Here is a 20,309-nt window from a genome sequence, read left to right on the forward strand (position 1 = left end):
TTTGCGGAAGAACAGATTTGAAGATTCGTATTTTTGCCCATTTCAAGGGTAACCGTTTGTATAAGTAAGCAGGCAGGTGAAAGGAGTGTCATACTTGAGCCAAAAAGAACAGAACGAGCACTCTAAAGATTTTAACCTGAGATCAAAATTAATCGGAATTGTATCTATCACTTTCATCGTTGCGATTGCATTTGCAGTGATCTTCGGCGGCTATTTCTTTGGGATAAAAGGATTATTCTCCTTACTAGACGTCACATACGATTCCAATCAAACTTTAGTTTTATTTATTTTAGTCTCTTTTGCTGTCGGCTTGATTATAGACACACTCACAAAGATTGTCTCTATAATTCTGGCAAAATCACTTTCGTTGAAAAAGACTGCCCTTTTTGATTTCCTACTTTACTTTGTGAGCAATTTCATAACGATCTGTTTTGCAGATTATTTTATGCAGTCTATATATATTCCAGATGCCTTGCTTTTTGTGATATCAGCCTTGGTAGCTTTCATTGAACTTGCCTTTGATGACCAGCCCAATGGGGAAACTGCTCAAAACCGCCTTTGATAATTCAAGCGGTTTTTGCTTTTATATCATCCTCATCATAAGATAGTCCACAAGAAAATGTAAATTGATGAGTGGAATCATAGAATCGATAGTGATAGATATGGCAGAAAATAAAGTACAATTCTATAACTCAGCGTTACCAGTTATAAAAGCGGACAAGGACAAGTATTTTCCTTTCATAATACAAAATAAAACTCCCTGTTCACACGAACAGGGAGCAAAACAAGATGTAATTTAAATTCTGCATTCCACAATGATTCTTGCATTCGGATCCTCAAGTTCATCCAACACAATAATCATATTTGGACCACATGCCATGTTCCCACCCCCTTTCCCCAAAATATACTTTAATTTCAATTACTTGAAAATAAAAACTTCTTATACTGAAGGATATGCCCACGAAGGATTAGACATTAACACTGTTCACACATTTACAATTTATTATCATTTAACTCCAAATCGCACAAAAAAAGCATTGATCATTCAAAGAATGTCTCAATGCTTGAAAAATGTATGGGAAAATATAGGCAAAGGGTATATTCCCCTTCGCCAAACCCCGCTACATCACGCGTTTGAACATCTTTTCCATTTCATAAGTGGTGTTATTTTATATTCCGATATAAACACTCAACCCTAGCGAAAACCTTGGTATTTCAGTGTTTTCTTAGTCCCACCATTTACGATAATTGTAGTGAATTATCATGATTATTCATAAAATATGGGCAAAATATGGGCAAAATCATTTGATTATGATTTTGTCCATTCGTTTTATCAGGGTTGTGAATGAGCGATTTCGAAAGAAATTTATATCAAATCATTGTGAACATGCATTTATATAGATAGAACCCGATTTTACCCGAACTAAAAAGAAAGACCGGGAAAAGCGAACAAGAATTACGAGAGGCCACAAAAAGCCTGATCCGTATAGGCGTTCTTTCATGGGATAAAGAAAAGAAAATATGGATTATCTAAAGTCCTGCTCAAGAGTAGGGCTTTTTATATATCGAAGCTTTTCCCTTAGTCAATATGTCAATTTTAAATTCATAAGAACACAACTAAAGATATCCTTTTCCATTATGTTCATGATACCTTATTACCGAATTTGTTATAAATATAGAAAATTATGTAATGTGATGTTAGACTCTAATTGCTTAAATATTAAAGGGAAGGAGAACCAAAATGAACAAGGTAATCGGTAGTTTCAAGAGTAAGTTTGCGATTGTTTTGGCGTTGGTTTTAGCTTTAGGTTTTGCAACAATCTTTAGCACTCCCCAAGCTCAAGCTGCACAAGCAAATAATGATTATCAAGACAAAAAAGCAGCTGAACAGTTGGCATTAGCTTTTTATGAAGCGTCTACATTTGACAAAGAGACAAGTAAGTACAGTTTCGATATTGAAAAAGCTATTGTTTCCGGAATCAAATTGGCTGATGCTGTCCAAATGAAAAATTATTTAGAATTGTTGTCACCTGATCAAGCTAAAGAAACATATGATCAACAAGTAAGCGCAATAAAAGAAGTGAAAAATAACCCAACAATTGCTCCTATTATTTGGTGGGCTGTGAAAGTTCTTGCTGGGGCTGGCTTAGCTTGGTTAGGTAAAAAACTTTTAGATATGGGTGGATATGAGTTTTGTAAAAGATATGAGGATTATAACGACGTTACAAAGTATGTATGTAAATTTATCGGATAACATCTAGGAGTGATCAATATTGAAAGCATGGTTTGTATATGTATTCATTGCGACATTGGTGTCAATGCTAATTCAATCAGGATTAGATAAGGCCGGCATGTTAAACTTGAACAACATATGGGCTGATTTTATCAGTTGGGTTATCATTTTCTTTGTCGTTTATATTCTGATTGACTTGGCAGGAAGATTCCTCATACGCTCGAAAAGCAATAGTTGAAAATCCCTTCCTTCTAGGAGGGGATTTTCTTTTTTATTTCAATAGCGCTTCCAGTTTTGTCTTTGTTTTCGGGTCATAAATGCCGTCAGGGTTTAAACCATTAATCAGCTGGAACCGCCTGACTGCGTCATCAATTCCTGAATAAATAATGCGTATAGGAAAATTAGCACGGATCGAATTAATCATTTTCCTTTTTCCAAATACTTATTTGTCTTTTTCTTCTTTCTTCCATGGTAATATCTTGGTTAGGAATTCCGATGAAAGGATATGAACATGAAAGTATTTGAAGCTAAAACGTTGCTTTCTGAAGCAGATAAACGCGGAAAAGAATACAAGGAATTAAGAAGTCAGATGGTCAATCTAAAAAAGGCTTTTAAAGCTGTAGCTGATTTAGATGACAGTGAGTTTTCCGGCAAAGGCGCCGACAACATTAAAGCATTTTATCAAGACCACGCAGGTGTAGCTGACAATTGGATTGACTTACTTGATATGAAAATTGCTTTCTTGACAAGCATTTCAGGCACTTTAGAGGACGCCAGCTTATCTGATGCATATATAGAAGAATCCTTCTTAGAACACGAGCTGGCTAACGCCTACACAAAGTCAAAATCTATTATCTCTGAACAGAAGAAAGCGATGAAAGATATCTTACATGATATAGATGATATCCTTCCGCTTGATTTGTTTTCGACTGAAGACTTTAAAGACGAACTCGCCGATGCGGAAGACAAACGCAAAAAAACGGTTGATAAACTAGGCAACGTAGACGAAGCACTTATATCTGAATATGCTCAGTCAGAGCCAAACGAGCAATTCATCAAGCAGGACTTCCAAAAGCTTGAGGAATCAACAGGCAAAGGCAAGAATGCTACACCCATCCATTACAATGCCAAAGCTTATCGAGAAAGTGATATACATAAGAAAAAAGGCGATATCGAGAAACAGACTGAAGCTTATTTGAAGATCAAGAAAGATGAAGCGAAAGAACGAGAAATCAAAGATTTAAAGAAGAAGCTAGCTGACGGAGTGACGGATCCGGATGAATACTTAAAAATTGCCAAGAAGGTCGGCTATGAGAATCTTACCCCTGAACAGCTTGAATTTGTTTCATTTCTTGAACAGCGTAAAGCTTTCATGGATAACGGAAAAGAAGTGTTGCGAATCATAGGTGATGGCGCTAAAGGTGCAATTGTTGGTGTATACGATCTTGCCAAGGATACCGGTGAAGGGGCAATTCAATTTGGATGGAATATCGGTTGGACAATTGACAACTTAAACAAGGATCCTCAAAAAGTTCTGGATACCGTTTTGGAATACGACTATCAAGCTGCCTTTCAAAGTATGGTTGACACATTGAAGGATGATTGGGATAAAAAAATGATTCACGGAGATGCATACACCCGGCTGCACTATGTTACTTACTTGGGCGGAAGTCTTCTGTTATTGAAAGGCGGAAAGTCATCTGTCTCTACAGGCTCGAAAGACCTTGCTAAAGTCGGGAAGGCAGCTAGTGGCACAATTAAGAAAGGCGGAAAATCTGTAAAACAGTTTGTCAAATCTCCTGTTAACCGGTATACTCCTGCATTAGAAGGAATCCTTCAAGATGCTGAGAATACCATTAATGTGAAAAATACTCCGCTGCTAAAAAGTATTGCGGAAGATAAAAAAGAGAGTGTTCTCAGAAGATCTGAAAGTTCTAACAACATGGGTACAGGTAATGTCAAACAAGGTGATAGTACCCCTCTCGCACCTGGCGGCGGATTAGCTGCTCATGAGGCAAAAGGCGGGCATCTTATAGAAAGACATGTTGGGAAGACTGATGGCGAATTATTTCAACGTTTAATAAAAGATACAAAAATCTCTGGGTCTTCTTCATTTAAAGATAGAGCTACTGCAGAAAAAGTCGCCAGTTCAATTCTAAGTGATCCAAAAAACATCAGTAAAATAAAAAAATGGCTCTCTAATCCTACAAGTAGACCTACTCTTCCTTTAAGATACAAAGGTGATGGAGAAGTTCTCGGCAGAAGGGTAGAAAAAGGTTCAAATGTTGCTAAGGATGCTACCAACGCCACAATAGTATTGAAAAAGAGTAAAAATGGGGAGTTTATTTTAACTGGCTATCCTACAAAATAAAAGGAGTTCTGAATAACAATGAACGAGAATTATGATACTCTGGAAGAATTAAGTGATTTTTTAGAAGGAACATTTCACCAGGACATGGGTTCACCAGAACAAGCTTTGAAAGAATTTATAGCTGAATCAAGTAAAGAATGCTTAGTTTTCACAATAAAATTTTGTGAAGAGTTTTTAATTGAAAACATATCTGATCAAGAGAAAGAAAGTTTTATAAAATCAAATACGGAGATTTATTTTCCGGCAATCGATTTAACTCCTTTACAATGGTTGAAAAAAGTAATTACAGAAATAAAAGAGGCTATTTAGTATATAAGCAATGATTGAAATTAAAGTTTCTGATCCTATATTTAGATTTCTCGGTGGACATTTCCACCAAGATATAGAGTCTCCGGAAAATGTCCTTGATGAATATTTAAATGAATCATCACAAAAACTAAAAGAAAGAGATTTAATAGCACTAACTGAGTTTGTAAATAGTGATTATTCAGAAGAAGACAAGATTGAATTTATAGAAGAAGCAGCTGATGGTATATACTTTCCTGAAGATGATATAACTCCATTAGAATGGTTTAAGCAAGTCATTGAACAAATTAAAGAACACCTTAAAACAATATAGTTAGAAAAAGAGCCCTCTTTTAAGAAGGGCTCTTTTATTAATTCAATTTCGCTTCAATTTTCGCTTTAGTTTTTGGTCCATAAATGCCATCAGCAGTCAGACCACTTACTGACTGGAACCGTTTGACCGCGTTAGCTGTTTTTGGACCATACACGCCGTCAATGCCGTTATTCTTCGCCCCTTTATCCGGATAGAAATAAAGAACCGCCAGCGCTTTTTGAATTCGCTTTACGTCATCCTCTTTTCGCATAGGTCTTGTCACTTTATAGATGCCAGAAGGTAGCGCATATGACGTTTTCTTGTTGCTTGTTTTAGTCCTTGAGGTGCTTGAGCCAGTAAGCTTTAATACTTGGCCGATTTTGATCAGGTTCGGGTTCTTGATACCGTTCAATCTTTGCAGGGTTGCCATACTTACGCCTGTTTTCTGTGCAATTACAGAAAGAGTATCTCCTTTCTTCACGGTGTACGTCGCCCCGCTAGCCTTTGTTTTTGTTTTCGCAGGAGAAGATGTTTTTTTACCACCAAGGCGTTCTAATTCTGCAGCAATGGCCGCCTTCACTTGTTCCCATCTTCCCTCTGACAAAATACGGTGCGGGCAATACTTGCCGTTCCAGTCTTGATGTTTGCGGACACGATCAATCCCCCAGCCGCGTTCTTTAAGCAGCTGCGCCACAAATTTAATAGCCAGCTTTTCTGCCGCCTTATATCTAGCACCTCCTGACTTGCTGTAACAGATTTCAACACCGATAGACTTACGATTCCCGGTGCCGTTTGTGCCATCTCCTGTGTGCCATGCATTGCGGTTTGTGGGGATGCCCTGCCGCACCTCCTTGTCATCGACTGCAAAGTGAAAGCTTGTTGAACTTGTGTTATTGATCATGTAACTGATCTCATTGGCAGCTGACGCGTCATTGGCTGTATTGTGGATGGTGATGTACTGCGCCGTCATTGCGTTCGGGCATTTCAAACCGTATTTAGCTTCTGATACAAGATTCTTTTTTACTGAGATTGTCATAAGTGTTCTCTCCTTTATTTTTGATATAGAAAAAGCCACCGGTTTTATCCAGCAGCTTGTTCGTCTTTTTCGTTTGTTTTCTCACTATCTTTTTCAATTACGTGCAAACGGTCCGTGATAAAAGCCGGAATCTTAACGCCGATCTGCGCCAGATTCTCCGTAATGGAAAGCCCCTCATTTGCGATATAAAAAAGAACGGTACTGAAAGTCAAAACACCGTTCAAGTTCATAATCGTATCAACAACATTAGCAACAATAATCACAAGAAAGTTGAGCATTTTCCGGACGTATCCAAACCAAGCGCTCCGACTCCGCAATTTCTTGTATTTCCATGCCTTAATCACGCCTGTTAGTATGTCAATGATGTTTAGGATTAAAAATAGATCAAGATATTTCACACCCCCAAACAGGTAAACTCTTGCTAAATCCAGCGTTTCAAAGTTAATAAACACACTCGTTTCCTCCATTTCTTGTTATCACCTCCAAGAGGCAAAATAAAAACACCCCTATTGGGCGCTTGTTATTCCTAAATCCACGCAGACGGCGGGTTTGTCATAGCTCCTTCCTGTGACTTGTTCATATTCTGCTAGAGTGATCCAATTAATTTTCACATATTCTCGCACGTCATCATCTGTATAACACCCCCAATCATAGAATTGTTTTATATCTGATAAAGCTGGGTACTTCATGAAGACGCACCACCTTTTAGAGCCTCTACATCGGCCTGAAGCCGTGCTACTTGTAAAGACAAAGAGGCGTTTTGCTGTTTCAAAGCGTCTATTTGCTTTTCAGCAGCCCCTAGATCCGTGGAGGTTACCAGTGTCATAAAATCTGTCCATCCTAGGCTGTGATACCAATACCTTATAGAGATTCTTGGGTCTTTTATATTTCCTGCAGGTAAAAAAAACTGGGCAAACCGATATTGAGTTGATTTCACATTTAAAATACCACCATAAGAACCTGGGTATCCTATGGCCTCATTAGCTAAAAGTGGAAAAGTCGATATTCCATCAGGATAATTGTTTCCATCATAAGAAGCGTCTTGAAAAGCAGAATCATTAATAAGATTAATCTGCTTCGTCGTTACATTATGAGGATTAGACTTGCTGTTGAGATGATCATTTACTTTGGATTCTGCCTCATTCCACTTTGTTCTTTCACTTGATGTAATATGTCGTGAGCTGTCTTGATTATGGACATCGAAATCAATTTTTGCTGCCTGCTTTACATTCATCACTTCTGATAAACCGATCTGTGCCTTCGTCACTTTGTGTGGATTACCTTTATTGTTCGCATGCTTATCCGTGTAAGCTATTGCATTCGATTCCGCCGCGTTTGCTTTTTCCTGAGCGCCATCCTTTGTTTCGATATTCTCCAGATCGGCAAACTTGGCTTTAAGCTCCTCGACGGTTTGACTGATTTCATCCATTGTTTTGTTGATTCCTGCTCGAAACGTCTCAAAATCGTCAATGTAATACTCCGCTGCTGGGACAATGTTCTGATCTTCCAATGTCTTTGATATCGTAAAAGTAAAAAAGGAAGTAGCCAAAGCCTGACCATTGGTGTAGTAAAGCTTTAATTCTGCCTTCACAATGCCGGGATGCTTTAATTCTTCATCAGACAGAATGTATTCTGCTTTTCCGTTCACTTTGTCTACGAGAGTAAGACTCTTTTTATAGAAAGAGCCATCCGGATAAAGCAAAACAATTTTCGCATCAACCGCGGACAATGGAAGTGGGACACCATCTTTTGTAAAAGAAAAGGACAGCTTGGCGCTGCCCGTGTCTTGCGTCATAAATTGGATGTTTGTTGAACTTCCGTTTGATCCATGTGAGTTAATATCATACGTGACGTTTGCATTTTTATAAATCAAGAATGAACCTCCTTAATGCTGCGGTGTAACAATCATCTTAGCTACCCCATAGCCTTTTTCTTCGTCATATGGCATTTCGATTTTCATGACAGTTCCGTATCCATTGGACTCAGCTTTTGTTGCTATTCCATTAATAGCAGAGACGCTATCACCTATCCGAACCGTTGAGTCAATACGAACAAATACCTGACCAATAAGGCCAATGACATGCCATTCGTCTCGTTCTTCACGAGGCGTATATTTCACAGAAGGATCATAGTCTGGATTTTCCGCCGGGACCGTTATAACTCGTTCCCCGTCGTAGACCTCTCTATAAATAATGCCGCCAAATTCATCCCTCAAATACCGGTTTTTCCAATCGAAGGCAGCACCACCGAGGACAAGCCCGGCCGTCTTCGATACAACACCGAGAATCTTATCGCCAGCCTCGGCTTTCCGAACCTTTTCGCCTTCTAAAGCTACAAGATAGGAGGCTTCAATTTTCTGGCCGTCCGTTGACTCAAAGTATTCCGCGAAGTCTTTAAGATCAGAGACACTTTCTATTCGACTTGTGGCGCGAACAGTTCCGTTTTTTGCATCTAGCTCAATTTTTTTGTTTGCTTCTGACGGATTACCGTCGCCGTGGCCTAGGGCAAGCGTGTACTCCTTGCTGTTCTTTACGTTCTTTGAAAACATAACGCCAGTTGATCCGCTGTCTCCGGTCGTGTGCGAATTCCATGAAAACATTACGCCGTTCCGTGAACCCTCCGTAGTTGCTCCGCCGGCTACACCCGCAATAAAGTTTCGTTCACCCTTCGCTATTATCGTTCCAGATCCCGCAATGATTGCGCTTGTATCCGTTAAAGGAGAACCGGAAGAAGCAGCCGCCCTGAAACCGCCTTTTATGTTAGTAGGTACAGAACTATATTTTTGACCTGCTAAAATAGCAGCGTCAGTATAACCAACCGCCCGAACAGCAATAATAGTCGCTTGGTTATTCGGCGAAGTGATACCAGCAGTCCCGCCTCTGGTGTGTACAATGCCGTTACTCAGCGTAACGTAATAGACACCGCCGCCAATTCCTATACCTACAGGGGCCGAGTCATGAATTGTAAAGTTAGATATATATACATCGTCCGTCCGCTGTTCACCGCCGTAAACATGGATGTCCGATCCTGCTGTTGCAAATCCGGTCATCTGCAAGCCGTCAACGTGAACTTTACGGCTCTTATATTGAAACGCGATAATATCTGTACCTTTATAATTATAGGTCGGATCGCCAATAGCTCGGAATTTTGAAACCATGACGCGTTGGTATGCTGATATTACAAGCGCTTTTGGTTCAAGCCCAGCGTATAAATCGTTGTAAATAGGTTCACGGGCTGTGCAATCCACTAAGGTAACGTCCCTCGCTGTCTCACTCCACGGCTCACTCGCCAGATGATGCCCGATATGCCGAAGGTCGTAAGCTCGCACGTCCCTAAAAGATTCGTGTCCGCGAATATGGACATTTTGTGCAGCCGGCCAAGTCCCATGTGCTTTTACTTCGATCCCTCTCACATTTCCTTCGGTATAACAATCGAGAATCCACACGTGCTTAGTACCGTCATCTATTTCGATACCATTCGAGTTAGCTTTCCCTGTTGCGTGAGCTTTTCCGCTTGGATGAGTCATGACGCAATTAGAAATAAATATATACTCGCTGTAGTGAGTCGTGATTCCGTCATCTCCATAACCAGAACCGATGCAATGATCGAACCAAATGTATCGGCAGCCTTGTTGGGTATAGTTAGTCGCGCTAATATCGTAAGTAGGCGCTGAAGCATCGAAACAGTGAAGCCCCGGGTTAATACCTTCAACCTCCCGGACGATACCGAACTTTACTTGTGCAAATGTCAAGCAGCTTGAATGTAGACCACCCGTTGCTCCAACGCCTCCTTGCCGCTCAGGGTTCCAGTCCAGAGTCATGCCTTGGACTGTTATATTTCGATTACCGGTTGCATGGTCCGAGTTGGTAATAACCCATTCACTTGCTGGCGTATCATCGTGAAGCTTTAGCGTTGTGACACCCATGCCTTGCCCAACAATATAAGTCCACGATGGGAGTTTGACTCCCTTTACGATATAAATACCTGCCGATAAATTAAGCCGAACCTTCCCGTTTCCGAGCGCCTTTTTAAAGGCTTCTGTGCTATCCTTAACGCCTGTTGGGTCTGCTCCGTAGTCGTCTACGTTAACTGTTCGCTTAATTTTTTTAAGTAGTTTGGTATATTCGCGATCAAGCCGTTCTTTTAAAAGGGGCGCAATATTGCCGTCAGTATCAACACGGGCATCGACGACCTCTTTCACATTTGTTCCGTCAGCATTAAGAATCAAATTACGCATACGATTATAAAGGCTCTCAATATAGGTTCGGAGAGAAAAACCTTGATGGGTAATTTGATCACTGGTATGCGCTTGAAAATCAGATTTATGATTCCTCAAATCGCCGTCTAGGTTGTTAATCTGGTTTTCTACCTTATCCATGTCTTCTGATAATTGAGATTCATAGATTGTATTTCGAGTAGTATCGTAATATTTTCTAAGCCTGATCAAGTGCTTCACTCCTTTGTGGCAAAAATAAAAACGCCTATCGCAGCGTTTGAATTATCTGGTCAATATATCTTTTTTGATCTCTTATTTTCTTGGCCTGATTGACCGCAATGTCTTGAATATCTTTTCTATAGTTTGCAAAGGTAAGCTTCGGACTGCTGTAAGGATTCAAAGGATTATACTGAATCGTTACTAAACGAACATCATCTTCAAAAGTAATACCCTCGGCTGTATCTGCTAAAACATGAATGGTATCACCTTTCCAAAAAGGTTTTTCAATAGATAAAAGCTTAGGTTCATAGATATATTGATAGTCCACACTTACGGTTGTTTCCGGGTATGGATTGACATGTTTCTTTAAGGCCGAGACCATGCTGCCCGCCTTTTTTATTGTTTCATCTTTTATCGGATCGGCCCATCTTGGTTTCCCCTCCCGCAAGAATCTTTTTTCTTCGGGATGAACATAAAGAATAGGCTCAAAAACATACTTGGGTTTTTTATCTGTGGCATCGCTATCCTTTGCCATAGCACCGTATCCCCATGCCCGAGTGGTGCAGTTTTGTGAGTTTGTTTTGATGTTAATACCCGGCATGTTATAACGGGAATCAAGCGTAAAGTCTACTTCCTGCCCCATTTTCTTATAAACATGGATTTTATAATTATCAACATCAATTTCTAAGTCATAATCCTCTATGATCTGATCCGTCAATTCTGTGCTGTTTTTCTCTCCGAAATTCTCTTCTTCTGCCGATGGGAAATCACTTTCAGGAGCTTCTAATACATAAGTGAAGTCCGTCCCTTTTAACGCAATATCAAGCGCCTCTTTTAGCTTTAGCTTTTTAGAGACAGTTTCCTCAACACGATTTTCGACTAAAAGCACGGAATAGATATGATTCGCGGTAATCGTTTTTGTGATGACATTTTTTGATTGTTTCAGGTCAACATCCGTAATGTAGTATTTCTGGTGATTGAACTTCCTCTCGTCTATATAAAGGATATTATCGTTTACTAAAAGATCAAATTCAGCTGCATTCTGCTGAGTTTTTGTAATAGTGAAAGAAAAGCTTTTCTTTCCCGTTGTGTCATCTGTCAAATCAACAATAACTCCTGTTATTTCAACAACATCCGTTCCGTCCGTCGTAGAAACAAACAATTGAGGAAAATCAACGTCTGAAGGCAAGTTTTTATTTAAAGAAACGTCTTTCCCCGCATATTCCTTACTTGGAAATACAGGTTCCTCAACCGGGGTATCTGGATTATCTGGTACATCTGGTTCGTCAGGCACCGTCGTAATGTTGTCATATTGCGTCAAATTATATTTATCTATGATACTGATTAACTTGCTCGGATAGTTCACGTCAGTAGCATATCCGCCGTCTTTTACTGCTTGGCATGCTTTTTTATAGTTGGTCTCACCCACAACCGCCTTATACCTATCAAGACGGTTATACAAGCTTCCTAAATCAGCCAAGCTTTCAGCATAGGAGGGATACTTTCTAAACTTCGCTTGGATTCGAGTAACGTTTCCGTATTTGTCTTGCTCGCTTGTCCACATCAAGACATACTGACCGTTATATGTTCCTTTTATGCCAAAAAGGTTATGTGCTTTTTGCGCCAATCCACTTGTGCCGTACCCACTTTCAAGACACCCCTGAGCGATGACAAGGCTGGCGAGAACATTGTATTTTTTGTATACATTTTGTGCGCCGGGTACAAGGCTTTTAATAAAGTCTGCTGCAGCCATATCATCACTCCTTACTTGTAATAGAAATGAGTATCAAATTTGATTTCAAAATCATTTGAGTTTTGTATTTCAAATTCGTTCCATCCAATATCTAAGGATGGAAGCCGGCCAGAGGTTTTAATTCGTTTATCATTAATCACTGTATATTGTTTGATGAACGATACCTTCTGAGATCGTTGAAGCTCTTGTTCAATTTTTAGCTTTTCACCGTTCGTGTGATTCACGATTGTGACATTCTTGCCTTTCGCCCAAAGGGTAACGTTGTAGTTATGCTGCAAAGTATTTACTATGGCATCACCCGGATTATAAATGCTGAATCGCTTTTTGTTTTTGAAGTGATATTCAAGATCGTCTCTCATTAAGATTCCCATGCCAGAACTCCAATGCTCTCCAGAAAAGTTTTGAGGTGTAGACGATGTGAATTTAGATTCAGCCAGTCCAAGAATGTCTGTAAACTCTACTGTGAATGTTGCATGGTTTTTCTGATTATCTTTCGGGATAGAGAAATTCCCATCACAAGTAACAAGGAAACGACGGTTAGGGAGCAAATCCGTTGAAATGTAATAGGGAAACGGCTGAACTAACAAGGCATAAAGTTCATGCCTGTTCTGGTAAAACGTCTCAGCAATAATTGAATTAATAAGAAATTCAACTTTTATACTTCGCTCCTTATACACAACATCCCGGGGATGCTGCGGCAAGACTAATCCGTTTATCCTCGGGATCGTTGTTGTTTCTCGCTCAATATTAGGAGAGTCGGGTGTAAAACTCCTTACACTAAAACGAGGGAGCAAGCTTGTCAGCTCTCGCTCCCCCTTTCCATCGTTAAAATCTATATATAGATCAAGCATTAGCCTCTCACCCCACCTTTATAGGCACTCTGGTTGTAACGATCCGCGCTCTTTTGATCAAGAATTTTCCCATCTCCTTTTTCAAACAGGATATTTGCAATATGCTGACCATCTATATGAACTTGTGCAGGCTGAATGACAATTGGAGTTTGTGCCATCCCTGCGCTTCCTCCTCCATCACCTGTAAGTCCCTTGGATAAAAGCGTAATCAAAGCATCAAGCTTCTGGTTTAACGATGGGGTATCTACTTCGTTTCTGACCACAAGTTCCGATTTCATGGCAATTAGCTGATCGGCCGCGCCCTTTATGTCAAAAGCCATCTGGCTAAGTTCCTGTTTAAATGAGCTCATTGTGCTTTGAGCCATGGAAACGGCGCTTTTCTTCGCTAATTTTGCTTTATTCTGAATCCCAATGGCAAAACCATCAGAGAAGTTATGACCTTCCGATTGAGTCAGTTTTGACGGAGAATGGGAGTCAATGGATTTCTTCAATGCACTTAATGCAGTTTTACCAAGATTCCAAGCTGTGCTGAAAAGGGAGCCATTCTTTGAACCCATGCCGTTTATAAATCCGGTTACAAAGTCTTGGCCTACACTATTTGTTTTCGCGCTTTTCAAACCTGTTTTCGCGCTGTTGGAAACGTTCTTCCCTGCATTGCTCGCGCTTCCTTTTTTGCTGTTCACTCCACTCGAAAACATTGTCCCGGCTTTCTTACCTCCGCCACCATCTGTGGTTTTCCCAAGAGTATTGGTCACGGATGAACTGAGAGAACCAGCTGCAGAGGTGTTTGCCCCTTTCGTTGAGTTCAAACCGGATTTATGTTTATTCCCCTTGTTCTGACCAGCTGAACTGGCCTGTCCTCCGCCTTTGTTAAGCTCACTCAGCACAGCCTGACGCAAGACCGAGCCACTTTGAACATTAGAGTTTTTTGTTGAATTCAAACCTGATTTGAATGCGTTCCCTTTAGACTTACCGGCTTGGTTAGGTGTAGAGGTATCCGACTTCAATGAATTATTTAAAGCTTGCTGTAAAACAGTTCCTTCTCCAATAACAGCCGGCTTTGCTTGTTTTAAGCCGCTGGCAAAGTCACGAACCGCCTTTTGACCGGCAGCTTGCGTATTACTCGGCTTATTCATTTCATCTTCAACGGCTGATACTACTTTGCTTGCTTCTGCCCGCGCTTCTCCTTCTGTCATCCCCACGCCTTGATAAAACTCTTGAAGTGCCTGCTGTGTGGTAGCAATGGCCTCTTCTTTGCTTTTACCTAGACTTTGAAGAAACTCAATCTGTTTATTGGCCCAACGTTCTTGATAGGCGGATTCAGATTCCTCGGTTTTGACCATAATCCCCATTGAGTTAGAAATATATTCATCTTGTCGCTTTAATGCTTTTCCAGTCTCTAAATCTAATAGTTGTCCGTCTCTCGACATTTTTGAAAAGAGAGCACTTGAATTCTTCTCATAAGCAGCTGTGTTTTTTGCTAAAGCCTTGTCATAATCAGCCGTGCTCTTACTAAGCAAAGTATTGCGCTTTTCTGCGTCAATATAGCCCTGTGCATATAGTTTTTCAATGACATCATTCCGATAATCCAAGTCCTTTTTGGCTGCTTTTTGTCCATCTTCATAAACCTTCTTGATATCATCGTTGTACTGTTTCGCCTGTTTGAATGATAGTTTCCCTTGTTGCTCAGAAACAGCTTTTTGCATGGCTATAGCTTCTTTTTGATTGGCCGCAAACTTGCTCGTAGATTGCTCAAAATATGAAAGAATCTCATTGAATTTAGCCTTTTGTGATTCATTCATTTTTGAGGATACAAGACCCGTGTCCTTCTGTAGCTGTTCTAATTCTTTTACCTTTTTCCGGGCTTCCTGCATATCCTTATCAATAGCGCCGACCATCTTATCTGTGATCTTTTCGCCTTGTTTCTTGGTATTCTCGTCTGTATCTTCAAATAACCCTTTGAGAACAACCAACGCATCTTTCTTTAATCCCTCAAGCTCCTTAATCAGACTGTCACGCATTTGAGAATAAGTGCTTACAAGTTTAGAAGCCATTTTGTCAGCTTCTTCACCGGAAACCCGGCTCAATTCAAATAATTGAAGTTCAGCTTTTTCTCTTAAATCAACATAAGCCGCTGCTGATTTTTGAGTTGCTTTAGAAACCCCTTCACCGTAAAGCAATGCGGCTTCCCGTGCCTCTTCCTGTTTCTTCTTTTGATTCTTTAATTCTTCATTGTAAGCATACGTAGCAACAGTGATTCCTCCGAGAAGGGCAGTTCCACCGACAATAGCAAGGCCAACAGGACCAGTGAATGCAAGAAGGGCTCCAATGCCAGTTGTTAACGTCGCAACGGCTGTTGTAACCCCCAAAACGCCTGTTGCAAGAAGAGCAGTTTTGGCAATGGTTTGAACTGTGCTGGAATCCATATTATTAAAAACCGATATGATCTCTGTTCCTTTTTCGGCGAGATCACCAAGCGCTGGCAGCAGTTTTTCAGTTAGTTTGATCTTTGCCCCTTCAAGCGCAGACTGAAAAGCAACAATGCTTCCTTGTGCATTATCAAGCATCGTCTCTGACATCTTTTTGGCTGCACCATCTGATTTTTCAAGAGCTTTTGTAGTTTCTCCAAGGGCTTTTGAACCTTTTTGAAGAAGTGTCGTCCAGTGTTTATAGGCTTCCGCCCCTACGATAACTTTCAGCGTAGCTGATTGCTGCTCTTTCGTCATGCCCTTCATGCCCTTTTCCATTTCGGCAACAACTTCCGGCATGCTCTTCATATTACCGGCGGCATCAAAGAAATTAAGGCCTAACCTTTCTATTTCTTTAGCTGCCTTTTTAGAAGGCGCTGCAAGGCGAGTCAAAGACGTACCAAATGCTTGTCCTGCTAATGTCCCTTGAAGACCAGCATCACCAAAGGCCATAATTGAGGCAGCTGATTCCTCCATGCCCCATCCAAGTGAATGAGCATTAGGCGCCAAGAATTTCATGGCTTCCCCCATCTGCTCTACATTTGTGTTTGCATTAGCAGCCGCATAAGCAATGACATCCGAGGCATGACCTGATTCTTTAGCTTTCAGAGCAAATGCAGTCATGATATTAGACGTAATATCTGCCGCCGCGCCCAGCTCCAACTGACCAGCAGCCGCAAGACTAAGCATACCCGGCATCGCATCATAAATTTCATTTACTTTGAATCCAGCCATTGCTAAAAAGCCCTGTGCATCCGCCGCCTGACTCGCTGTAAAGGCAGTGGTTGCACCGAGCTCTTTCGCTTGCTCTTTCAATTTAGATACCTCTGACGCTGTTCCACCGGAGATCGCTTTTACCTTGCTCATTTGCTTTTCAAATTCCATACCGGTTTGTATGGCATCTTTGAATGTCAAAACTAAACCACCGAAGGCCACGCCCGATGTCATCGCAACTGATGATCCAACAGAGCGCATCGTTCCGCCAACAGAATTCATGCGCTGCCCCATTTGTCTGATACGCGCCGCAGCTCTTTTTGATGCACTCTCCATCTCTTTTATTTTCTGAGTCGTTTCCTTCAAGGCATGTTGCGTTCTGTTCATCTGTGCAGTCGCATTGTTCAGTCGTCGGGCAAGAGATTGTGTTTCTTTTGCATCCTTCCCCTTTTTGATCGCTGCATCTGCATAAGCTCTTTCTAGGGCTTTTATTTTTTGTTTATGCTGCTCAAGCTGTTGGCTAAGAGTCCGGGCTGTTACTTGGGCGGTCCTTAACTGATTCCCCCACACACCAACTGCTGTACGGTTCTTTTCGAACTCAGATTTGATATTTTTCATCTGAACAGCAATCCCACGCATTTCGGTATTAAACTGTGATGAATTGGAATACAGTTTGACTTTAATATCCTTGCTCAATCGGGCACCTCCTTATCCTAAAATCTGATCTATGTACATCTGATCATTCTCATTAGGTTTCGGATTTTCAGTCGTTTCTTTTCTCCTTGCTAACCGTTTGAGATGATACACAATGTCCATTTCGTCAATTTGGTTTTGAGAGAACCCGACTTCTTCCAAGGCGTTGTACATATCCATGACAGCCTCGGACAAACTTACTCCCCCGGTTCTTCACCATCTACATTCTGATTCGGGTTTAACAGAGCGCTGGCTTCTGTTATGTTTCCAAGAACGTAATTTGCAGTAGCATAAATAGTTCTCGCAGCTACTCGCGCATCAATTCCATTTTCAAAGTCATCAAGCGTAAATTTATTTCCGAATACATTACAGACAAATTCATTTTGTTTTTCAGTGAACATCCTGTCAGCATCGTTAGATTCAAAGTCTTCTGCAATAGCCGAAGCACTACGGAACAATTTCCCAGAAATGAAATCTGGTGTCACAAACTTTTTGTCTTTCCCGTCAATTTTTAAAGTGATTGTTAAAGCCTCCACTTTCATTCCTCCTTTTAATTCAACAAAAAAGAGCGCTATTAGCGCTCATCAGGTTACTTATTTACCAACGTCAACAACTTCATCATTTCCGCCAGAAGTAAAGCTTTCAGCGTTGTAAACTACTTGTCTAAACCATGTATCAGCGTTCACACCGCCTCCTTCTTCGGCTTTGGCTTCCCATCTTCTCTTTCCTTTTTTTACATTTATCAGTGGACTAAATTTAATTTTCACTTGTGTAGATTGGGGTGACGGTTTTCCTTCCTCCGTCTTATGTTCAACTGGTACTAGTTCCGGCTTTCCTTTTAAAGCCCAATAGTAACGGTACCCACCCGTTGAAATTTTGGCACGGAAACCCAGTGCAATCTCTAGTGATCTGTCATCAGCGCTTGAAAAATGAATTCCGTTTTCAACTGTTTTTCCGAAAATCCTCGCCTGCATATCAAGGGGTAAATCTGCGACTTCCATTTCCCCGTCAATGTCTCCTAAGCTGCTTAATTGTGCATACGCACCGTTATCCGCATAGAAAGTTTCTGTTTCAGATTTCGGATCAAGTTTCATACTAACTGCACCCGGTAATTCCTCTGGAACTGAAAATTCAAGTTCATCTTTTGTATCTTGCAGAACTTCTGCGATATGGAACATATCCAGTCCGGTTAAGATTTTCCCCATCTATTCTTCCTCCTTAAAATAGCCTTTCACATATCTCATTGCTTTGTGGTAGACTTTTGTGTCTTCTTCATATAATGGATGCGAATCATACCGGCCATAACCGATTGATCGCATTAATTTATCTATTTCATTAGCAATTGGCTTTTCAGATCTCCGCGTGTTTGATTGAGTGAATATACTCACCTGAAACCGAACTTCAAAACAGTATGCTTTGTTATCTGCATAACCGGCATCAGCATCTTTAAACTCATAAAATACGACTCTCGGAAAAGCATTCACATCATTTGCGATGAGATTATGAATTCCGCCCGTTACTAATTCATTCAATTTAGAACTGGACGTAAGAGTTTTGACCAATTCATTAACCGGGTCCATTGTCATTTGATCGGCGCTGTAAGGATTCTCTGCATGACATTAACAGCGCTTGCCTCCCCTTCTTCTCCGCCTTTTTCAATAAAGGGATGCGGCGGCATTTTTGACGTGCCCCATTCTAAAAATCTGGCACGATAAGCGACTTTTTTATTCGGACCAACAGAGACAAATTTCTCTCCGTCCTTGGATTCTCTTACATTGGAAACTGTGATATTGTCCTGCATATGAGGCTGTTGCTTATCACTTCGGTTAACATGGCCGCGCTGCCGTTCAGCAATAATTTCACCGCCGGCCTTCAATGCTACAGGTTCAACCTTTTCAACATCTCCGCCGATTTTTTCAAAATACCGTGTTAAGTCATCAAGGCCGTCAATGTCCATGTTAGCCATTCAATCCAACCTCCTGACACATGATCTCAAGCTCTTCCTTGTTATCCTCGGGATCATTAAAATCTAATACATCAAACGTGCGGAACACCGGTTCCTCCTTTTTATCTCGGCCGACACATTCAACAATCCTCATATCTCGTTGAACGTCATCTCGATAGCGAATCGTGATCTTTTTCGGTGATTTGACTCCCCTTGCTCCCGCGATAACAGATTCATTGTTTCCGAGAGAACTAAAGCCGTCTATCGCACCCCATACAGTGAATAAATCAATATATTCCTCATTCCAATTCAGTTCTTCATCCTGTATTGACTCCTTCTTTTGAAAGGTCAGTCTGTGCCGGAGTTCGCTGATTTTCTTCTTCATGATCTTGCTCTCCTTCGGATGTATAGCGTAATTGAGTCAATAAATGCTCAACAGTAAAAGGAATGGATGAGCCGGTTGTCCCTGACTCATACATCCCTCTATTTTCATACCAGTGTGCAACCAACATTTGAAGCACGATTTCAAACTGTGCATGCCCTTCCGTGTATCTACCGATTGCATTCACGATGTAGCTTTTGGCTGCTGTAATGTATTGTGAAAGCAGATGATCGTCTGCATCATGCTCCACTTTTAAATAATGTTTGACGGCGCTTAATAGATCCATGCTATATCACCGCCCTTATTCTTGTGGCGCTTCATCTGTTCCTTTAAGAGTCTGTACATCAGTTTTCAGCTCGTCAATTTGTTTCTGCAGCTGGTCAAACACTGTTTTTACATCTGAATTTAAATTGTCCATCATGACACTTCCAGAGCCAATGTTATTGCTGCGAACAGACTTGTCCCCCAACATTTCGTGAGTAATAGAGCCTTCTTCAATTACAGCTGGCTCGCCCTTGTCTCCCTTCGGTCCCTGCGGCCCTGCTTCCCCTTGAGGACCTTGTTCGCCTTTGTCCCCCTTATCACCTTTCGAGCCTTGAGGACCGATCTCGCCTTTTTCCCCCTGCGGTCCCTGTGGACCGATTTCCCCTTGTGGTCCTTGCGGGCCCGGATCACCTTTTAGCCCTTTCACATAGACAGGGTTATCCTCACTGTTTTCTTTTAGATAAACAGGTGTAATTGCTTTACCGTCAGCCCCCTTTTCTGATGATGTTTTTACTCCGCCACTCTCATAAAGATAATCTTCTGGCATTTTCACTCATCCTTTTCTT

The 20,309-nt window shown here is 41.0% G+C and carries 23 protein-coding genes; 6 read left to right on the forward strand and 17 right to left on the reverse strand.

The window, feature by feature from the left end:
- Positions 1 to 94 precede the first annotated feature (94 nt).
- The 3 genes from V6D41_RS05310 (at position 95) to V6D41_RS05320 (ending at position 2,471) form a co-directional block, all read left to right on the forward strand.
- The gene (locus V6D41_RS05310; RefSeq protein ID WP_333517516.1) at positions 95 to 562 is read left to right on the forward strand and encodes a regulatory YrvL family protein; all 468 of its coding nucleotides are present in this window, start codon (positions 95 to 97) and stop codon (positions 560 to 562) included.
- A 1,179-nt stretch (positions 563 to 1,741) separates the two neighbouring features.
- Positions 1,742 to 2,254, forward strand: coding sequence for a hypothetical protein (locus V6D41_RS05315; protein WP_333517517.1), 513 nt, complete (start codon positions 1,742 to 1,744; stop codon positions 2,252 to 2,254).
- A gap of 19 nt (positions 2,255 to 2,273) precedes the next feature.
- Positions 2,274 to 2,471, forward strand: coding sequence for a hypothetical protein (locus tag V6D41_RS05320; protein ID WP_333517518.1), 198 nt, complete (start codon positions 2,274 to 2,276; stop codon positions 2,469 to 2,471).
- A gap of 33 nt (positions 2,472 to 2,504) precedes the next feature.
- Here the strand turns inward: V6D41_RS05320 and V6D41_RS21510 are convergent, their stop codons facing one another.
- Positions 2,505 to 2,657, reverse strand: a complete 153-nt coding sequence (locus V6D41_RS21510; protein WP_442893045.1) for a peptidoglycan-binding domain-containing protein — start codon at positions 2,655 to 2,657, stop codon at positions 2,505 to 2,507.
- An 87-nt stretch (positions 2,658 to 2,744) separates the two neighbouring features.
- Between V6D41_RS21510 and V6D41_RS05330 the strand changes: the two genes are divergently transcribed.
- Genes V6D41_RS05330 through V6D41_RS05340 form a run of 3 tightly spaced genes read left to right on the forward strand, consistent with a single transcriptional unit; the run spans position 2,745 to position 5,223 of the window.
- Positions 2,745 to 4,604, forward strand: coding sequence for a ribonuclease YeeF family protein (locus tag V6D41_RS05330; protein ID WP_333517519.1), 1,860 nt, complete (start codon positions 2,745 to 2,747; stop codon positions 4,602 to 4,604).
- Positions 4,605 to 4,622: 18 nt separating this feature from the next.
- Positions 4,623 to 4,913: a contact-dependent growth inhibition system immunity protein gene (locus V6D41_RS05335; RefSeq protein WP_333517520.1), complete on the forward strand. Its 291-nt coding sequence runs from the start codon at positions 4,623 to 4,625 to the stop codon at positions 4,911 to 4,913.
- A 10-nt stretch (positions 4,914 to 4,923) separates the two neighbouring features.
- Positions 4,924 to 5,223, forward strand: coding sequence for a contact-dependent growth inhibition system immunity protein (locus V6D41_RS05340; protein WP_333517521.1), 300 nt, complete (start codon positions 4,924 to 4,926; stop codon positions 5,221 to 5,223).
- Positions 5,224 to 5,260: 37 nt separating this feature from the next.
- On the opposite strand, the gene V6D41_RS05345 is transcribed toward V6D41_RS05340, so the two are convergent.
- The 16 genes from V6D41_RS05345 to V6D41_RS05420 form a co-directional block, all read right to left on the reverse strand.
- Positions 5,261 to 6,238 carry an N-acetylmuramoyl-L-alanine amidase gene (locus tag V6D41_RS05345; protein WP_333517522.1) on the reverse strand — a complete coding sequence of 326 codons (978 nt, stop codon included), beginning with the start codon at positions 6,236 to 6,238 and terminating at the stop codon, positions 5,261 to 5,263.
- A 44-nt stretch (positions 6,239 to 6,282) separates the two neighbouring features.
- Positions 6,283 to 6,705, reverse strand: coding sequence for a phage holin family protein (locus V6D41_RS05350; protein ID WP_333517523.1), 423 nt, complete (start codon positions 6,703 to 6,705; stop codon positions 6,283 to 6,285).
- 39 nt (positions 6,706 to 6,744) lie between these two features.
- Positions 6,745 to 6,927, reverse strand: coding sequence for an XkdX family protein (locus V6D41_RS05355; RefSeq protein WP_289347378.1), 183 nt, complete (start codon positions 6,925 to 6,927; stop codon positions 6,745 to 6,747).
- Positions 6,924 to 8,111: a BppU family phage baseplate upper protein gene (locus tag V6D41_RS05360; protein WP_442893046.1), complete on the reverse strand. Its 1,188-nt coding sequence runs from the start codon at positions 8,109 to 8,111 to the stop codon at positions 6,924 to 6,926. Before V6D41_RS05360 ends, V6D41_RS05355 begins: the two co-directional genes overlap by 4 nt.
- A gap of 12 nt (positions 8,112 to 8,123) precedes the next feature.
- The gene (locus tag V6D41_RS05365) at positions 8,124 to 10,616 is read right to left on the reverse strand and encodes a peptidase G2 autoproteolytic cleavage domain-containing protein (RefSeq protein WP_333517862.1); all 2,493 of its coding nucleotides are present in this window, start codon (positions 10,614 to 10,616) and stop codon (positions 8,124 to 8,126) included.
- Between the two features lie 103 nt (positions 10,617 to 10,719).
- Positions 10,720 to 12,426: a phage tail protein gene (locus V6D41_RS05370; protein WP_333517524.1), complete on the reverse strand. Its 1,707-nt coding sequence runs from the start codon at positions 12,424 to 12,426 to the stop codon at positions 10,720 to 10,722.
- A gap of 11 nt (positions 12,427 to 12,437) precedes the next feature.
- Entirely contained in the window at positions 12,438 to 13,277 is an 840-nt protein-coding gene (locus tag V6D41_RS05375; protein ID WP_333517525.1) for a phage tail family protein, read from the reverse strand.
- Positions 13,277 to 17,155 carry a phage tail tape measure protein gene (locus V6D41_RS05380; protein ID WP_333517526.1) on the reverse strand — a complete coding sequence of 1,293 codons (3,879 nt, stop codon included), beginning with the start codon at positions 17,153 to 17,155 and terminating at the stop codon, positions 13,277 to 13,279. Before V6D41_RS05380 ends, V6D41_RS05375 begins: the two co-directional genes overlap by 1 nt.
- 12 nt (positions 17,156 to 17,167) lie before the next feature.
- Positions 17,168 to 17,347, reverse strand: a complete 180-nt coding sequence (locus V6D41_RS05385; protein WP_013307994.1) for a hypothetical protein — start codon at positions 17,345 to 17,347, stop codon at positions 17,168 to 17,170.
- 2 nt (positions 17,348 to 17,349) lie between these two features.
- Positions 17,350 to 17,688: a phage tail assembly chaperone G gene (gpG, locus tag V6D41_RS05390; protein WP_333517527.1), complete on the reverse strand. Its 339-nt coding sequence runs from the start codon at positions 17,686 to 17,688 to the stop codon at positions 17,350 to 17,352.
- 57 nt (positions 17,689 to 17,745) lie between these two features.
- The gene (locus V6D41_RS05395) at positions 17,746 to 18,357 is read right to left on the reverse strand and encodes a major tail protein (RefSeq protein ID WP_333517528.1); all 612 of its coding nucleotides are present in this window, start codon (positions 18,355 to 18,357) and stop codon (positions 17,746 to 17,748) included.
- On the reverse strand, positions 18,358 to 18,738 hold the full coding sequence (gp17, locus tag V6D41_RS05400; RefSeq protein WP_333517529.1) for a tail completion protein gp17: 381 nt from the start codon (positions 18,736 to 18,738) through the stop codon (positions 18,358 to 18,360).
- Positions 18,735 to 19,118 carry an HK97-gp10 family putative phage morphogenesis protein gene (locus V6D41_RS05405; RefSeq protein ID WP_333517530.1) on the reverse strand — a complete coding sequence of 128 codons (384 nt, stop codon included), beginning with the start codon at positions 19,116 to 19,118 and terminating at the stop codon, positions 18,735 to 18,737. The genes gp17 and V6D41_RS05405 overlap by 4 nt, the downstream gene beginning before the upstream one ends.
- Positions 19,111 to 19,482 (reverse strand): phage head closure protein, encoded by a 372-nt coding sequence (locus V6D41_RS05410; RefSeq protein ID WP_333517531.1) that lies wholly within the window; start codon positions 19,480 to 19,482, stop codon positions 19,111 to 19,113. The genes V6D41_RS05405 and V6D41_RS05410 overlap by 8 nt, the downstream gene beginning before the upstream one ends.
- Positions 19,415 to 19,765 carry a head-tail connector protein gene (locus V6D41_RS05415; protein ID WP_333517532.1) on the reverse strand — a complete coding sequence of 117 codons (351 nt, stop codon included), beginning with the start codon at positions 19,763 to 19,765 and terminating at the stop codon, positions 19,415 to 19,417. Before V6D41_RS05415 ends, V6D41_RS05410 begins: the two co-directional genes overlap by 68 nt.
- 15 nt (positions 19,766 to 19,780) lie before the next feature.
- Positions 19,781 to 20,290 (reverse strand): collagen-like protein, encoded by a 510-nt coding sequence (locus V6D41_RS05420; RefSeq protein ID WP_333517533.1) that lies wholly within the window; start codon positions 20,288 to 20,290, stop codon positions 19,781 to 19,783.
- Between the last annotated feature and the right edge of the window lie 19 nt (positions 20,291 to 20,309).

The organism is Bacillus sp. 0102A (genome assembly GCF_036765155.1).
Classification (GTDB): Bacteria; Bacillota; Bacilli; order Bacillales; family Bacillaceae; genus Bacillus; species Bacillus subtilis_G.

Excerpts from the sequence above, each read along its gene's own strand:
- V6D41_RS05345 (WP_333517522.1), bottom strand. The coding sequence starts at position 6,238 with ATGACAATCTCAGTAAAAAAGAATCTTGTATCAGAAGCTAAATACGGT.
- V6D41_RS05420 (WP_333517533.1), bottom strand. The coding sequence starts at position 20,290 with ATGCCAGAAGATTATCTTTATGAGAGTGGCGGAGTAAAAACATCATCA.
- V6D41_RS05340 (WP_333517521.1), top strand. The coding sequence starts at position 4,924 with ATGATTGAAATTAAAGTTTCTGATCCTATATTTAGATTTCTCGGTGGA.
- V6D41_RS05415 (WP_333517532.1), bottom strand. The coding sequence starts at position 19,765 with ATGGATCTATTAAGCGCCGTCAAACATTATTTAAAAGTGGAGCATGAT.
- V6D41_RS05375 (WP_333517525.1), bottom strand. The coding sequence starts at position 13,277 with ATGCTTGATCTATATATAGATTTTAACGATGGAAAGGGGGAGCGAGAG.
- V6D41_RS05355 (WP_289347378.1), bottom strand. The coding sequence starts at position 6,927 with ATGAAGTACCCAGCTTTATCAGATATAAAACAATTCTATGATTGGGGG.
- V6D41_RS05365 (WP_333517862.1), bottom strand. The coding sequence starts at position 10,616 with ATGGATAAGGTAGAAAACCAGATTAACAACCTAGACGGCGATTTGAGG.
- V6D41_RS05395 (WP_333517528.1), bottom strand. The coding sequence starts at position 18,357 with ATGGGGAAAATCTTAACCGGACTGGATATGTTCCATATCGCAGAAGTT.
- V6D41_RS05370 (WP_333517524.1), bottom strand. The coding sequence starts at position 12,426 with ATGGCTGCAGCAGACTTTATTAAAAGCCTTGTACCCGGCGCACAAAAT.
- V6D41_RS05405 (WP_333517530.1), bottom strand. The coding sequence starts at position 19,118 with ATGGCTAACATGGACATTGACGGCCTTGATGACTTAACACGGTATTTT.
- gp17 (WP_333517529.1), bottom strand. The coding sequence starts at position 18,738 with ATGACAATGGACCCGGTTAATGAATTGGTCAAAACTCTTACGTCCAGT.
- V6D41_RS05335 (WP_333517520.1), top strand. The coding sequence starts at position 4,623 with ATGAACGAGAATTATGATACTCTGGAAGAATTAAGTGATTTTTTAGAA.
- V6D41_RS05315 (WP_333517517.1), top strand. The coding sequence starts at position 1,742 with ATGAACAAGGTAATCGGTAGTTTCAAGAGTAAGTTTGCGATTGTTTTG.
- V6D41_RS05350 (WP_333517523.1), bottom strand. The coding sequence starts at position 6,705 with ATGGAGGAAACGAGTGTGTTTATTAACTTTGAAACGCTGGATTTAGCA.
- V6D41_RS05410 (WP_333517531.1), bottom strand. The coding sequence starts at position 19,482 with ATGAAGAAGAAAATCAGCGAACTCCGGCACAGACTGACCTTTCAAAAG.
- V6D41_RS21510 (WP_442893045.1), bottom strand. The coding sequence starts at position 2,657 with ATGATTAATTCGATCCGTGCTAATTTTCCTATACGCATTATTTATTCA.
- V6D41_RS05330 (WP_333517519.1), top strand. The coding sequence starts at position 2,745 with ATGAAAGTATTTGAAGCTAAAACGTTGCTTTCTGAAGCAGATAAACGC.